The 14,220-nt window shown below is 71.7% G+C and carries 14 protein-coding genes; 5 read left to right on the top strand and 9 right to left on the bottom strand.

The annotated features are described in order from the left end of the window. Positions 1-94: 94 nt before the first annotated feature. The 4 genes from AB0B94_RS20140 to AB0B94_RS20125 all read left to right on the top strand — a co-directional run bounded on the left by AB0B94_RS20140 (position 95) and on the right by AB0B94_RS20125 (position 3,952). The gene (locus AB0B94_RS20140; RefSeq protein ID WP_357282169.1) at positions 95-1,273 is read left to right on the top strand and encodes an ATP-binding protein; all 1,179 of its coding nucleotides are present in this window, start codon (positions 95-97) and stop codon (positions 1,271-1,273) included. Continuing rightward, positions 1,263-2,471, top strand: a complete 1,209-nt coding sequence (locus AB0B94_RS20135; protein ID WP_357281979.1) for a hypothetical protein — start codon at positions 1,263-1,265, stop codon at positions 2,469-2,471. Before AB0B94_RS20140 ends, AB0B94_RS20135 begins: the two co-directional genes overlap by 11 nt. Then, positions 2,444-3,157, top strand: coding sequence for a response regulator transcription factor (locus AB0B94_RS20130; RefSeq protein ID WP_357281976.1), 714 nt, complete (start codon positions 2,444-2,446; stop codon positions 3,155-3,157). The genes AB0B94_RS20135 and AB0B94_RS20130 overlap by 28 nt, the downstream gene beginning before the upstream one ends. Before the next feature lie 72 nt (positions 3,158-3,229). Beyond that, positions 3,230-3,952, top strand: a complete 723-nt coding sequence (locus tag AB0B94_RS20125) for a hypothetical protein (RefSeq protein WP_357281974.1) — start codon at positions 3,230-3,232, stop codon at positions 3,950-3,952. A gap of 223 nt (positions 3,953-4,175) precedes the next feature. On the opposite strand, the gene AB0B94_RS20120 is transcribed toward AB0B94_RS20125, so the two are convergent. The 5 genes from AB0B94_RS20120 to AB0B94_RS20100 all read right to left on the bottom strand — a co-directional run bounded on the left by AB0B94_RS20120 (position 4,176) and on the right by AB0B94_RS20100 (position 8,932). Continuing rightward, the gene (locus AB0B94_RS20120) at positions 4,176-4,928 is read right to left on the bottom strand and encodes a lysophospholipid acyltransferase family protein (RefSeq protein WP_357281972.1); all 753 of its coding nucleotides are present in this window, start codon (positions 4,926-4,928) and stop codon (positions 4,176-4,178) included. Positions 4,929-5,023: 95 nt separating this feature from the next. After that, positions 5,024-7,084 carry a glycogen debranching N-terminal domain-containing protein gene (locus AB0B94_RS20115; RefSeq protein WP_357281970.1) on the bottom strand — a complete coding sequence of 687 codons (2,061 nt, stop codon included), beginning with the start codon at positions 7,082-7,084 and terminating at the stop codon, positions 5,024-5,026. After that, positions 7,084-7,455, bottom strand: coding sequence for an SCP2 sterol-binding domain-containing protein (locus tag AB0B94_RS20110; protein WP_091405597.1), 372 nt, complete (start codon positions 7,453-7,455; stop codon positions 7,084-7,086). The genes AB0B94_RS20115 and AB0B94_RS20110 overlap by 1 nt, the downstream gene beginning before the upstream one ends. Positions 7,456-7,758: 303 nt before the next feature. Continuing rightward, the gene (locus tag AB0B94_RS20105; RefSeq protein WP_091405600.1) at positions 7,759-8,175 is read right to left on the bottom strand and encodes a CBS domain-containing protein; all 417 of its coding nucleotides are present in this window, start codon (positions 8,173-8,175) and stop codon (positions 7,759-7,761) included. A gap of 73 nt (positions 8,176-8,248) precedes the next feature. Then, positions 8,249-8,932: a TMEM175 family protein gene (locus AB0B94_RS20100; protein ID WP_357281966.1), complete on the bottom strand. Its 684-nt coding sequence runs from the start codon at positions 8,930-8,932 to the stop codon at positions 8,249-8,251. A gap of 114 nt (positions 8,933-9,046) precedes the next feature. On the opposite strand from AB0B94_RS20100, the gene AB0B94_RS20095 reads away from it, so the two are divergent. Beyond that, positions 9,047-9,628 carry a nucleotidyltransferase family protein gene (locus AB0B94_RS20095; RefSeq protein ID WP_357281962.1) on the top strand — a complete coding sequence of 194 codons (582 nt, stop codon included), beginning with the start codon at positions 9,047-9,049 and terminating at the stop codon, positions 9,626-9,628. A gap of 15 nt (positions 9,629-9,643) precedes the next feature. On the opposite strand, the gene AB0B94_RS20090 is transcribed toward AB0B94_RS20095, so the two are convergent. From AB0B94_RS20090 to AB0B94_RS20075, 4 genes are all read right to left on the bottom strand, one after another. Further along, complete coding sequence (locus AB0B94_RS20090; protein ID WP_357282167.1) at positions 9,644-10,084, bottom strand: PPOX class F420-dependent oxidoreductase; 441 nt, start codon at positions 10,082-10,084, stop codon at positions 9,644-9,646. Positions 10,085-10,240: 156 nt separating this feature from the next. Continuing rightward, the gene (locus AB0B94_RS20085) at positions 10,241-11,266 is read right to left on the bottom strand and encodes an aspartate-semialdehyde dehydrogenase (protein WP_357281959.1); all 1,026 of its coding nucleotides are present in this window, start codon (positions 11,264-11,266) and stop codon (positions 10,241-10,243) included. A gap of 262 nt (positions 11,267-11,528) precedes the next feature. Next, positions 11,529-12,866 carry a pitrilysin family protein gene (locus tag AB0B94_RS20080; protein WP_357281956.1) on the bottom strand — a complete coding sequence of 446 codons (1,338 nt, stop codon included), beginning with the start codon at positions 12,864-12,866 and terminating at the stop codon, positions 11,529-11,531. Then, on the bottom strand, positions 12,863-14,152 hold the full coding sequence (locus tag AB0B94_RS20075) for a pitrilysin family protein (RefSeq protein ID WP_357281954.1): 1,290 nt from the start codon (positions 14,150-14,152) through the stop codon (positions 12,863-12,865). The genes AB0B94_RS20080 and AB0B94_RS20075 overlap by 4 nt, the downstream gene beginning before the upstream one ends. Positions 14,153-14,220: the final 68 nt, after the last annotated feature.

The raw sequence follows: 14,220 nt of genomic DNA, 5'->3' as shown, positions 1-14,220 counted from the left end.
AAGGATCACTCGGTAACGGTCCCCATGCTATTGTCCGATGTCGATCTACGCCGTGTGGACCCGGACCGGGTCGTTGTCGGAAGGACACTTCCCGATGCCGGCCGTTGCCACCCCAACCGTGCCGCCGCCCACGCTGGACAATCCGGCCGGCGGGGCCCTGGGCCTCATCTTCACCACGTTGCCAGCGCTGCTGCGGCTGAGCTGCGGGCTGTTCGGCGCGGCGGTGGCCGTGTCGGTGCAGACCCCGCCGGTGCGGCAGGCGGTGTTGCTGCCGGCGGTGGCAGTGCTGACCGGCTGGTCCCTCTGGTACGCACACCGCGCGTTGCGCCACGGCATCGGCCCCGTCCTCGTCGGCGGCGACGTGGCGGTCACCGCACTGACCTGCCTGCTCATCCCGGTGTTGGTGGCGCCCGAGGTGCTGCCCGGCGAGGGCAGTTGGATCGCGGTGCTGGCCAGCACCACAGTGATCAACACACAGGCCACGACCTCGGCACGCTGGTCGATCCCGGCCGGGCTACTGGTGATAGCCACCTACGTGACCGGGGCGCAGGCCGCCGGCAACCCCACCGAGGCTCGGGCGCACGCGGCCACGCTACTGGCGCAGACCGCCTGCACGGCGATGATGGCGGCGGTCATGCGCCGACGCATCGGCCGGGCGGACCGCGCCTTCGTCGAACACCAGCGGCTGACCCGGGAGGCGTTGGTCGCGCGCGCCGCCCGCGAGGCCGAACGCCAGCAGAACCGCGACCTGCACGACACAGTGCTCGGGACGCTGACCATGGTGGGGCTGGGCGCGGTGGCTGGGCCTTCGGCCGTCTTCCGGGACCGTTGCGCGGCCGACCTGCGTACCCTCGTCACGCTCAGCGACGTCGGCCCGGTGGCCGGCGACGGCCCGGTGCCGCTGGACGGGCGGTTGCGGTTGGTGGTCGGCCGGCTACCCGAGCTTGAGGTACGGCTGGACCTGGCCTCCTGCGCCGTCCCGGTTGGCGTGGCGGACGCGATCAGCGAGAGCGCCTACGCGGCGCTGTCCAACGTGGTCCGGCACGCGCCCGGCGCCGGAGTCACGCTGCGGCTGACCCGCGACGCCATCGGCGTCGTGGTCGAGGTCGCCGACGACGGTCCCGGCTTCGACCTGGCCACCGTCCCACCACACCGGTACGGGTTGCGCGAGTCGATCCGTGGCCGGATGGCCACGGTCGGTGGCCGGGCCGACGTGCACTCGGCCGTCGGTTCGGGCACCCGGATTCGGCTGGAGTGGCCCGGTGTCGGCTGACCTGAACGCCCCGGCGCACCCCACCGACGCGCCGGAGACACCGCATCGGACCACCGTTCCGACGCCCCGGGAGCCGGACTCCCCCGCGACGCTCGCCGCGCCGGCCGCCGTGGCGCACGCGTCCGACCGGGGTGCCCGGATCGCCGCCGTCGCCATCGCGTTGGCCTGGCACGTCGCGATCGCGCTGCCGGCGGTGCTGTCCGCCCGTGCGGAGTTCGCCGCGCCAGCGGTGGTGCTCGGCGCCTGGATACTGGTCGCCGTGACCGGCGCGGTGGCCGGGGTACGGCTGCTGCAAGGCTCGCCGCTGCCGCCGTGGCCGCTGGCCGGGCTGCTGCTTCTCGTCGACGCGGCCGTCTTCGCCGCGGCCGGTGAGCGGCAGTTGTTCACCGCCGCCAACTGGGTGTGGGGCACGCTCGGCTGGTTCTTCGTGCTGGCGGTGTGGGGTCGGCGCGTCGTGGGGCTGATCGCGCTCCTCAGCACCCACGCGTTGATCGCCCTGGTCGCCGTGCTCGGGCACGGCCCCGACCCGGCCGATATGGCCCGCTACGTGATGTACGTCTATGGCACGTTCTCCCTGCCGGTGGCGGTCTTCGTGGGCAGCACCGTCATCGTGGGCCTGGCTCGGGAACGGGCCGCCGTCTCGGCCGCCGGTCACGCGATGGCGGCGGAGCGGGATGCCGCCGAGCAGGGCCTTCGGGAACGCCGGGACCGACTCGCCCTGGTCAGCTCGGCGGCCGGGCGGGTCCTCGGGGACCTGGCCGCCGGCCAGGCCGACCCGGACGACCCGGAGGTGCAGCGCCTGTGCATGCTGGCCGCCGCCCGGCTGCGCCGGCTGATCGCCGAGTCCGACGATGTGCCCGACCCGCTGTTGCACGAGTTGCGAGCCGCCGCCGACGTGGCGGAACGCAACGGCCTTCCGATCGACCTGGTCACCATCGGCACCCCGCCGCCGCTGCCGGTGGAGGTCCGCCGCCGGCTGGCCGACCCGCTCACCGGCACCCTCGCCGACGCCCGGGGGTGGGCGCGCCTGACAGTGGTCTCCGGCTCGGACGAGGTGGTGGTCAGCCTTGTCACACCGGACCGGGAGGGGCCGGAGTCGACCGGCCCGCCTCCCGGGGAGCACGACGACGGGCCGGTGCAGTACCTCTACGAACGGGACGGGAACATCAGATGGGCGCAGACCCGGTGGCGGCGGTGACCGGCGATCGACCGGTCGGGGTGGCGATCGTCGACGACCATCCGGTGGTGGTCGAGGGGGTCCGCGCCTGGCTCGCCACCGAACCTCGCCTGACGGTGCTCGCCACCGGCGACGACCCGGACGCGGTGCTGCGGGCGGCACCGGGCGCCGACGTCATCCTGCTCGATCTGCGACTGCACGGGCGGATGGCACTGGACAAGTTGGCCGAGCTGAGCGCAGCCGGCCGGCGGGTGGTGGTCTATTCGGAGCACACCGACCCGCAGACGATGCTCGCCGCGCTGGACGCCGGGGCTGTGGCGTTCCTCGCCAAGCACGAGGGCCGGGAACACTGCGTGGAAACGGTGCTGGCCGCCGCGAGCGACCGCCCGTACGTGCCGCCGGCGCTGGCCGGTGCGATGGTCGGCGACCCACGGCCGGACCGGCCGATGTTGTCCGACAAGGAGCGTGAGGCGCTGCTGCTCTGGTTCCAGTCGATGTCCAAGGCGTCGGTGGCCCGGCGGATGCAGATCAGCGAGCACACTGTGAAGCAGTACGTCGACCGGGCGCGGATCAAGTACACCCGGGCGGGGCGACCAGCCGCCACAAAGGCGGCACTACTCGCCCGTGCGATCGAGGACGGTCTCGTCCGCCCGGAGGAGATCGGCATCTACCGGTCACAGGCGACACACGACCGGCCGACCCCCTAACAGGCGTCATGACAGGGGCGCTCCGGTCCGGAAGGCTTCAGTACACAGCCAGCTGACCGGAAGGTCGTGACGATGCACGCCGACGCGTCCCCCTTCTTCATCGGTCCCCACCGGTTCGACGCCCCCGACGACGACGTGGGCCCGACCCTGGACCGCCGCTACAACCTGCGCCCGACGCCCGGCGAGCGGTTGCTCGGGCGGCACCGGCTGCTGGTCGCGGGCTACCTGCTCGGGCCGAGCGAGGTGCGACGCCGTTGGCAGTTGCCCGAGCCGGTCGCGGTGACCGTCACCGACCAGCGGATCTGCTGGGTGGGCAGTGGCTCGCAGCTGTCGCTGGTCGCCGACGGCACCCACCGGGCCCGGCCGCCGGCTCGACTGAACGGCCTGATGAGCGGTCAGATCCGCTGGCAGTGGCCGTCCCGGTTGGAGCTGCCGACGAGCGCGCCGGACGCCCCGGCGCAGTTGCTGATCGTCTGCGACGCGCTGCGCACCATCCAGCAGCCGGCGTTGGCCCTCAGCGGAACGACCGCCGAGGTCGTGGCGCTGGCCCGGCAGGTTCGCCGGGCGGTTGCCATGTTCCGGCTCAACCGTCCACAACTTGTCGACCTCTCGGCCCAGGAGCGCGACGTGCTGCTGCTGCGGGCCGGCCCCGGCCTGCTCGCCGGCGACACCCGGATCACGCTGCCCGGCTCGTTGCCTGTGGAGTTCCACTCCCGGGACGACTACTACCGATCAAGACCGGATCCGACCTCGTGGGGCGGGCTCGCAGGCGGCGCAGCATCCGGGCATCGGTGAAACCGACAGTCGGGGCGGCCGCTTCCACTGCGGTGCCATGCCCGATCAGGTGCTCGGCCCGCTCCACCCGGAGCAGCTGCTGGTAGCCGCCCGAGGGCGGGGTCGAACAACCCGCCGGTGCCGGGCTCGGAGTGCAGGACCCGGACCACAAGGTCGCCGCGGCCCCGGGCGGCGGTCACCAGTCGGTCGACCTGGCCGAGGACTTCGACACACGCCTTCACCGTCAGGCGCTGGGCGCGCGGTGTTCGGCGGCGGCGTCCAGAGCGGCGGCCTCCTCCGGTGTGGGCGCGCTGCCGCCCAGGTGCGCGGGCTGCCACCAGGTGTCGTCCGGGCCGGCGGGGGTGTCCGGATAATTCCGCTGCGCCCGCTCGACGAGGGCGCTGAGGCGGGTGGTCAACTCGGCCGCCAGCACGTTCGGGTCCGGGAAGTCCGCCGGGTTGATCGGCTCGCCGATCAGGATGGTGATCGGCGTGTGCCGACGGGTCAGAGTGCGCGGGCGGCCCTTGGTCCAGAGACGCTGGGTGCCCCACAACGCGACAGGTAGCACCGGCACCTTCGCCGAGCGTGCCATCCGGACCGTGCCGCTCTTGAGCTCCTTGACGGTGAACGACCGGCTGATCGTCGCCTCGGGGAAGACGCCGACGACCTCGCCCCGCTTGAGCGCGCCGACGGCGGCCCGGAACGAGGCCGCGCCGGCCTGCCGGTCCACCGGAATGTGCCGCATCCCGCGCATCAGCGGGCCGGAGATCTTGTGGGTGAAGACCGAATCCTTGGCCATGAAGCGGACCAGCCGGCCCGACGCGTTCGCGCCCAGACCGGCGAAGATGAAGTCGAGGTAGCTGACGTGGTTGCTGGCCAGCACCGCCCCGCCCGTGCGGGGTACGTGGTGGGCGCCCTCGATGGTGATCTTCAGGTCGAGGACCCGGAACAGCGTCTTGGCGGCGGCGATAACGGGCGGGTACACGAGCTCCGGCATTCGCAGAATCTACCCTGACCGGCTGGGGATCGGCTGGGTGGAGAACCGGCGGCGACGCGGGTGGCGCGCCACCGCCGGCTCGACGGCCGAATCGGTCAGTCGCCGAGGTTGTGCAGGTCCAGTCGACCCCGGGCGAACGCGTCCACCCGGCCCCACCGACCGGGAATGTCCAGCACCTCGATGCGACCCATCCCCACCGGCAGCCGTGGCTCGACCGCCAGGTGACCCTCGTGCGGCTCCAGGCCGAGCATCGTGCGCAGCAGCAACAGCGGCGTACCGGTCGACCATGCCTGCGGACTGCACGCCGTCGGATACTCCACCGGGAACTTGGTCAGCTCTCGCGGATAGCCGCCGAACGCCTCCGGCAACCGGCCGTCGAAGTACGTGGCCGCGTCCAGGATGCCGTTGGCGATGGTCGCGGCCTCCTCGGCGAAGCCGTAGCGGCGCAGGCCCCAGGCGATGAACGAGTTGTCGAACGGCCAGATCGTGCCGTTGTGATAGCCGATGGGGTTGTAGCGGGCCTCCCCCTCGGCGAGGGTGCGCACCCCCCAGCCGGAGAAGAGCCGCGGTCCGACCAGGTGCGCGGCGAGCTTCTCCGCCCGCTCGGGTTCGACGATGCCGCTCCACAGCAGGTGGCCGATGTTGGAGCTGAGGATGTCGCACTGCCGGCCGTCCGGGTCCAGGGCCAGGGCGAAGTACTCGCCGTCGTCCACCCACCAGTCCCGGTTGAACCGCTCCTTCAGCTCTGCCGCCTCCCGCTCCAACTGGTCGGCGAACCCCGGGTCACCCCAGAACTCGCGCGCCAGTCGGGCCGCGCGGACCTTCGCGTCGTACGCGTACCCCTGCACCTCGCAGGTGGCCCGTGGGAACGGTGGCAGCGTGCCGTCGGAGTAGGAGATCGAGTCCCAGGAGTCCTTCCAGCACTGGTTCTCCAGGCCGGTGTCGGTGTTGCGTCGCTCGTACCAGATGTAGCCGGTGCCGACCAGGTCGGCGTAGTTGTCTATCCACCTCAGCGCCGCCCGGGACTCCTGCTCCAACTCCTTGACCAGCGCTACGTCCCCGCTCCACCGCTCATACTCGTCGAGCAGCACGATGAACAGCGGCGTCGCGTCGACCGAGCCGTAGTACGGCGAGTGTGGCTGCTCCTCGAAGGCCGCGGTCTCGCCGTAGCGCATCTCGTGCAGGATCCGCCCCGGGTCCTCATCCCGGAAGTCGTCGAACCGGCTGCCCTGCAGGGACGCCAGGATGCGCAGCGTCGTCTTCGACAACTGCGGGGTGAACGGCAGTGTCTGCAGGCAGGTGAGGATGCTGTCCCGGCCGAACATGGTCATGAACCAGGGCAGACCGGCGGCGGGCAGGGTGGCGCCGCCCAGCGACAGCGGCGAGAAGCGCAGCGCCGCCAGGTCGATCAGACTGCGCCGGTACGTGCTGGCCACCCGGCCGTGCTCGCTGTTGACCTTCGGTGCGTCGGCGATCCACTTCTCCAGGTCGTGCTGGAGGGCGAGCCGCTCGGTGCCGTGCATGCGCAGCCCGAACCGCAGGTCCCGGCCGCCGGGCCCGACCGCGTGGGTCTGGACGTCGATCGAGGCGTCCCACTGTTCGTTGGGCTCCAGGTGCACCGTGTACACGAAGCCCTTGCTGTCGTACCTGGCTCCCATCGACGACGAGATGACCGTCTCCCGCCGGAAGTTCCCCCGCCGGTACCCCAGCCGCAGCCGGTCCGACTCCACCTCGGTGTAGATCTCGCCCTTCTTGTTCAGGATCTCGTCCTTGACCTGGAACAGGTCGGCGAAGTCCGACGCCGCGTCCATTCGGACTTCCAGGTCGACCGGCTTCTCGTCGTGGTTGAGGATGGTCAACTGCTCACAGAAGCTGCCACCCACGGTGCGCTCCCGGATGATCGACAGCTTCGCGTCCACGTAGTGCGTGGCCATCCCCGGGACCAGGAAGAATCGCGACTCGAAGTACTGCAGGTCGTCGTAGGAGAGCGAGTTGAGTCGCTCGCCGTTGACGGTCAGCACCCAGGTCGACAGGAACCGGGTGTCGATGGAGAAGAGTCCGGTGGGCTCGCTCGGCGTCGCCTCGATGTCACCGGTGTCCTCGCAGACGACGAACGTGTTGCCGTCCAGGATCCGGATCGTGTTGCTCTGCCCCATCAGTGCACCTCCCCGGCGAATCGCCGACGCGGCCCCCGGGCGTCCGGGGAACCCGGAAAGATCCGCTCCACCTGGACGACCAGACGAGCGTCACCGGACACCGTCATGTCCCCCCGCAACAGCGCGGCCAGGCCGTGCTCGCGCCCCGAGGCGATGTCGTCGAAGAGGACCGGGCTCGCCCCGATCACCGTGTCGGCCTCCTGGTCCTCCTGACTGACGTTCAGCCGGCCGTGGTCGATCCGCAGCAGCCAGTGCCGGGTCTGCGCCCCCTCGTGCAGGTCGATCCGCAGCGTCCCGGAGGTCTTGGCCAGCAGGGGTTCGTACCCCCGCCGGTCCAGGTCCTCGAAGAACCTCGTGGTCGCGTCCACCATCGGGTCCACTCCTCCCAGTTGCCGGGCCGGGGATCCCACCCACCGCGCTCGCGTCGCACGGACGGCCGGCGTTGCACGTCCCCGCACGGGTCCCCGCCGCTGCCCCGCTCAACCTCGCCCAATTCGGGTGACCCGTCACCCACCCCGCCGCTGCCCCCGCCCTGCCCCTGCGGCGGTGATCAAGAGCTTTGCGTCATCGCTTTCGGCGTGTCCGGACGCGGACCTCTTGATCACCGAGGGGTGATGACGCCACAACGCCGGCCCTCCCGCTAGGGAGAGCCGGCGCGCGCCGCGGCGGACGGGTCAGTTGTTCGGGTCGTCGGCGCTGATGTCGGCCAGGACCGACTGCGGTTCGCGCTCGACCGCGAGGTCACCCATCGACACCAGGCCGATCAGGCGCCCGTCGTCGATCACCGGAAGTCGGCGTACGGCGTACGTCCGCATCAGGTCCGCGGCGGCCACGGCATCGTCGTACTGACTCACCGTGATCACGTCGCGAGTGGTGATCTGGCTCAACCGGGTCGAACCCGGGTCCATGTTCTCCGCGACACCGCGGACCGTGATGTCCCGGTCCGTGACGATGCCGACCACACTGTCGCCGTCGGTCACCACCACATCGCCGATCGCGCTGTCACGCATCTCCTGCGCGGCTGCGATGAGCGTGTCGTTGCCGTCCATCGTCACCAACCGGGTCGTCATGAACTCTCCGACCGTTGTCATGGTGCTCCCCTCTCGGTGTCGGCACGGCCCGTCTACCCGCCGCCCGGGAGCGGGTAACGCCGACGGCCCCGGCCTATCCGCGCGGGTGTCGCAGGCGTCGCAGTTCGTAGAGGCCGCTGCTGGTCAGGCTGTAGAACGCCGGCAGCAGGAGGAAGATCACCAGCGCGAACGGCGGGCCGGTCAGGAATCCGACCAGGATCGCCAGCGCGTACCCCAGGAGACCGATCGCGGCCCGGGCCCGTTCGGCCGGGAAGAACCGGGGCGGCACCGTCTGGTCGAGCAGATCGTGGTGCCGGGCGAGGTAGTGGTACAGCCCCAGCCAGCTCACCGATACCAGCACGCCGACCAGACCGTAGACGACCACGCCGGTGCGCTGGTCCGCCTGGTCGCCGTCCCGCATGGCCTGCGAGACGACCGAGGTGGCGAACGGCAGCAACGCGGTGCTGAACAGCACCGCGAGGTTGTACCACTGGAGTGCCTTTCCGCTGTTCACCACCCGGTTGAAGGCGGCTCGGTGGTTCAGCCAGCCCACCGCCACGTACACGTACGACGTGACATAGGCGAGGTACGCCGGCCACTGCTCGACCAGCGCGTGCAGAAGCTGACCGCGGCCGACCCGAGGCGGCTGGAGGTCGAGCACCAGCAGCGTGATGATGATGGCGAAGACCCCGTCGCTGAACGACAGCAGCCGGGAGGTTTCCCGCCGCAGGGTCGGGCCAGCGGGGCCCGTCCCTGCGCTGCTCGTGTCGGCTCCCATCGCCCGCCCCCTCCCCGACGTCCCGCGACGGCGAAGTGCCGCGGTATACCCGTCGACGGGCGGCACACCCGCCCACCGGCGGCGCGCGTCGACTCCGCTGCCTACCGTGGGCGGATGATGACGGGCGAGAAGGAACTGCGGGAACTGGTCGCCGGCAGCAATTGGCTGACCCGGGCGCTGACTGTGGTGCGTGACTCCGGGCTGCCGGACGCCTGGATCGGCGCGGGCGCACTGCGCGACCTGGTCTGGGGCGAGCGGTACGGCGACGGGTTCGACCCGGCGCGGGTCCGCGACGTGGACGTGGTCTTCTTCGACCCGGCGAGGCTGAGCCGCGTCGACGACGACCGGGCCACCGCCCGGCTGGCGGGGCTGTGGCCACAGCCGCCGTGGCAGGCGCGCAACCAGGCGGCGGTGCACACCTGGTACGCGGCCACGTTCGGCGGCGACCCGATCGAGCCGTACCGGAGCGTGGCCGAGGCGGTCGCCACCTGGCCGGAGTACGCGACGGCGGTGGCCGTCCGGCTGGACCCCGCCGGCCGGCTCAAGGTCTGCGCACCGTACGGCCTGACGGATCTGCTGGGTGGGGTGTGGCGGCACAACCCGGCCCGGGTGGACGTGGCCCGGTCGCGGCAGCGGTTGGCCCGGCACCGGCCGGCGCAGCGTTGGCCCGGCGTGACAGTGATCGAGCCGGGCTGATCGGCTGTGAGCGGGTCAGCCTCGAGGCGGCATGCCGTAGAGCCGCTCGACGTGCAGGCGTAGCACGATGCGTCCCTCGTCGACCATGGCCTGGCGGTACTCGTTCCAGTCGGGGTGTTCGCCGCTCAACCCCCGGTAGAGCGCCACCAACTCCTCGACTGTCTCGTCGCCGAGTTCGGTGGCCGGCGGGGACAGTTCGGCGCGACCCTCGACCACCGCGTACGCCCACCCGTCCGCACTGCCGACGTGGAAGCTGGCACGCGGGTCGCGGCGCAGGTTGGCGGTTTTGGCGCGGCCGTCGGTGACCGAGACCCGGATCAGACCCGCGTCCCGGTCGAAGGAGTAGAGCACCGTGGACAACTGCGGACGCCCGTCCCGCTTGATGGTGGCGAGCACGCCCATCGAGCGGCCGGCCACCAGATCGGTCAACGCCTGCTGGGTGTGGTCATCCGGCATGGTGTCCTCCAGGTTGGACGATCGTCTCCGACCCATCCAAGCACGACCTGCCGGCCGCCGCGGGCAACCACCCGGAACGGCAGGGCGACCACCCGGAACGCCACCGAGCCCGCACCGACGGACGGCGCGGGCTCGGCGGTTGGGTGACCGTGCCGGTCAGCGGCGCTCGGCGGCGACCAACTCGGCGAGTTGCACCGCGTTCAACGCGGCGCCCTTGCGCAGGTTGTCGTTGGAGCAGAACAGCGCCAGCCCGTACTCGACGGTCTCGTCGGCGCGGATCCGGCCCACATAGGTCGGGTCCTGGCCGGCGGCCTGCAACGGCGTGGGGACGTCGGTCAGTGCCACACCGGGCGCGTCGGCCAGCAGTTCGTGGGCGCGCTGCGGGGTGAGCGGCCTGGCGAACCGGGCGTTGATCTGGAGCGAGTGCCCGGTGAAGACCGGCACCCGGACACAGGTGCCGGAGACCTTCAGGTCCGGGACCTCCAGGATCTTGCGGCTCTCGTTGCGGAGCTTCTGCTCCTCGTCGGTCTCGAACGAGCCGTCGTCGACTATCGAACCGGCCAGCGGGAGGACGTTGAAGGCGATCGGCTGGGTGAACGAGCGGGGCGCGGGGAACTCGACTGCCGACCCGTCGAAGGCCAGCCCGGCGGCGTGCTCGGCCACCTTGCGGACCTGCTCGTCCAGCTCGGCGACGCCGGCCAGCCCGGCGCCGGAGACCGCCTGGTAGGTGGAGACGACCAGGCCGACCAGGCCAGCCTCGGCGTGCAACGGACGCAGTACCGGCATCGCGGCCATCGTGGTGCAGTTCGGGTTGGCGATGATGCCCTTGGGTCGGTCCAGTGCGGCGTGCGGGTTGACCTCGGCGACCACCAGCGGCACCTGCGGGTCCATCCGGAACGCCGACGAGTTGTCGATGACCACGGCGCCGGCGGCGGCGACCCGGGGCGCCAACTCGCGAGCGGTGCCCTTACCGGCCGAGAAGAGCACGATGTCCAGCTCGGAATAGTCAGCGGTCGCGGCGTCCTCGACGGTCACCTCGCCGTCGCGCCACGGCAGCGTTCGTCCGGCGGACCGCGCCGAGGCGAACAACCGCACCTGCTCCGCTGGGAACTCCCGCTCCGCCAGCACCTGCCGCATCACGCCACCGACCTGGCCGGTGGCCCCCACAATGCCGATCCTCATGCCCGCGAGGCTACCGACCCCACCACCGATACCGGGACCCCTTTCCCACCCTCCGGGTCCCACCTCACACCCCACCCCCCACCCCACCCCCGCACCCCCGCACCCCTCCCTCCCACCCACCCTCCCTCCCGTCGATCATGAAGTTATTGCCACGACACGCCGTGTCGAGTGACAACAACTTCATGATCAACGGCGCGGGAGGGCGCGGGAGGGCGCGGGAGGGCGGCGCGGAGGGGGTGGGGTGGGGTGGGGTGGGGTGGGGTTAGGGGAGGAGGTCTCCTAGGGCGGTGGCCTCCAGGTCGGCGCGGATCACTGCGGCGTCACCCTCGATGACCAGGGTGAGAGCTTCCGGGTGCAGGTGGGTGGCTGCCGCCGCGGAGACCTGGTCCACGTCGGCGGAGAGCAGCGACTCGCGCAACCGCGCGTGGTAGTCGTCCGGCAGGTCGTGCACCACCAGGGTGGTCAGCGCGGAGGCGATCGCCCGAGGGCTCTGCAACTCGACCGAGAGCTGCCCGGCCCGCCAGGAGCGGGCCACCTCCAGCTCGTCCTCGGTCACCCCGGTGGCCTGGGTACGGGTGATCTCGCCCACCGCCTCGACCAGGGCCGGCGCGGTGACCGCCGTCTGCACTCCGGAACTGACCGCGAACCGACCGAACCGCCGCGACGCGGCGAAGTCGCCCCGGATGCCGTAGGTGTAGCCGTGCACCTCCCGCAGCAGGTGGTTGAGTCGGGAGGTGAACGCCCCACCGAGCACCGTGCCGGCGAGCGTCATCGGCACGTGGTCGGGGTGCGCCCGGTGTGGTGACGGGTGGCCCAGCCGCAGCGTGGACTGCACCGAGCCGGGCCGGTCCACCAGGATGATCCGGCGACCGCTGTGCAGCGGCACCTCGACCGGGCCGCCCCGCTCGGCGGGGCCACCACCGGTGCCGGCGAACGCCGCAGCGGCCAGCGCGTCAAGGTCGATCCGGTCCAGGTCACCGGCGACGATGAGGGTGCCGGGGCGCAGGAACCACTCCGAGTGGAAGACGGTGACGTCCTCCACGTCCAACCCGGCGACCGACTCCGGGTCGCCGTGCATCGGGCGTCCCCAGCGGTTCTGCGCGCCGAACAGGTCGGCGCGCAGCGCGGCGTCGGCGCGCGGGCCGGGGTTGGCCCAATCCATCCGGAGCGCTGTCGCCTCGTCGTCGCGCACCCGGCGTACGTCGGCGGGATCGAGCCTGGGCGTCCGGACCGCCTCGGCGAGCAGTTCCACGGCCGCGCTCAGCCGGTCCACCGGGATCACCACGCTGGCCTGGAACGAGTCCCAGTCCAGACCGGTCGACAGAGCGGTGCCGAGCCCTTCGACGGCGAGCGCGTACGCGGCGGCGTCCCGCTGCGCGGTCCCCTCCTCCAACGCCTTGGCCAGCACGCCGGACAGACCCTCCTTGCCGACCGGCTCCTGGCCCGCGCCCACGTCGAGCAGCAGCAGGGCCACGGCGAGGTTCTGCCCCGGCAGGTGCGCGGCGACGACCTGACCACCGGCTGCGGTGCGGCGGACCACCGGCGGGAACCGGTACGGGCGGGCGGCGCCCGGGCCGGGACGGTCGGCGATCAGCGTCATGAGGTCTCCTCGGGCAGGTAGGTCAGGGTCACCCGGTCGGTGGCGAGCACGTCGGCGGCGGCCTCGGCGATCTGCTCGGCGGTGACCGCGAGCAGGGCCGGCAACTGCTCGGCGATGCGGGCCGGGTCACCGAACTGTGTGGTGTACCGGCCGAGCAGGTCCGCGCGGCCGTCGACGGTGGACAGTTGACGCCACCACCCGGTGCTGAGCAACGCCTTGGCCCGGTCCAGCTCGGCGGCGGTGACCGGCACGGTGGCCAGCTCGTCGACGACCTCGGCCAGCCCTTCGGCCAGCCGCTCGGCGCTCACTCCGGGGCGGGCGGTGGCGGTGGCGATCAGCGGTGCCGGGGCGTGTGCGAGGTCCACCCCGTACGCCCCGACCAGGTCCGGTTGCGCGATCCGCTCGCCATCGGCGAGGCGCTGGTAGAGCCGGCTGCCCCGGCCGCTGCCCAGGATGGTGGCGAGCACGGTGATCACGTTGTATCCCGGGCTGCCGAACGGGTAGCTGCGGTGGGCGATGTAGACCCGTGGCGCCGGCACGTCGGCGCTCACCGACTCGACAGCCGTCTGCCCGGTGGCGGGGACGTTGCGGCCGTCCGGTGCCGGCGGGATGTCGTCGCGGGCGGGCAGCGCGCCGAAGTACTTGTCCGCGAGCGCGAACACGTCGGAGGCGGTGGCGTCGCCGACCACTGTGAGCACCGCGTTGTTCGGCGCGTAGTAGGTCCGGTGGAACGCCTGGAAGGTGGCCAGGTCGGCGGCGTTCAGGTCGGCCATCGAGCCGATCGTCGCGTGATGGTAGGGGTGCCCCGGCGGGTAGAGCAGCGGCAGCAACCGCAGCCAGGCGTCGCCGTACGGCACGTTCTCGTAGCGCTGCCGGCGCTCGTTCTTCACCACGTCCCGCTGGTTGTCCAGCGTCTCCTGGGTGAGGGCGGGGACCAGGCCGCCCATCCGGTCGGCCTCCAACCAGAGCGCCAGCTCCAGGTGCTCGGCCGGGACCGTCTCGAAATAGTTGGTCCGGTCCGGGTTGGTGGTGGCGTTGAGCGAGCCGCCGGAGCCCTGAATCAGCTTCATGTGCTCGGTCTTCGCCACGTTCACCGAGCCCTCGAACATCAGGTGCTCGAAGAGGTGGGCGAAACCGGTCTGCCCGGCCGGCTCGTGCCGGGAGCCGACGTCGTACCAGAGGTTGACGGCCACGGCGGGCGCGGTGCGATCCTCACTCACCACCACGCGCAGGCCGTTGTCCAGTCGGGACGTCTGAATGGGCCAGGGGTAACCGCTGTCGGGCATGCCCCGACGCTATCCGATCTCGGAGGCGGAAAGGTGACGTGCCGTCGGTCGGCGAGCCGACCCGGGCG

Origin of the sequence: Micromonospora sp. NPDC048986 (assembly GCF_040649335.1) — a bacterium.
GTDB classification, from domain to species: Bacteria; Actinomycetota; Actinomycetes; order Mycobacteriales; family Micromonosporaceae; genus Micromonospora; species Micromonospora alfalfae.
The sequence above is the reverse complement of the archived record's forward strand: the minus strand, read 5'-3'. Positions and strand labels throughout refer to the sequence as shown.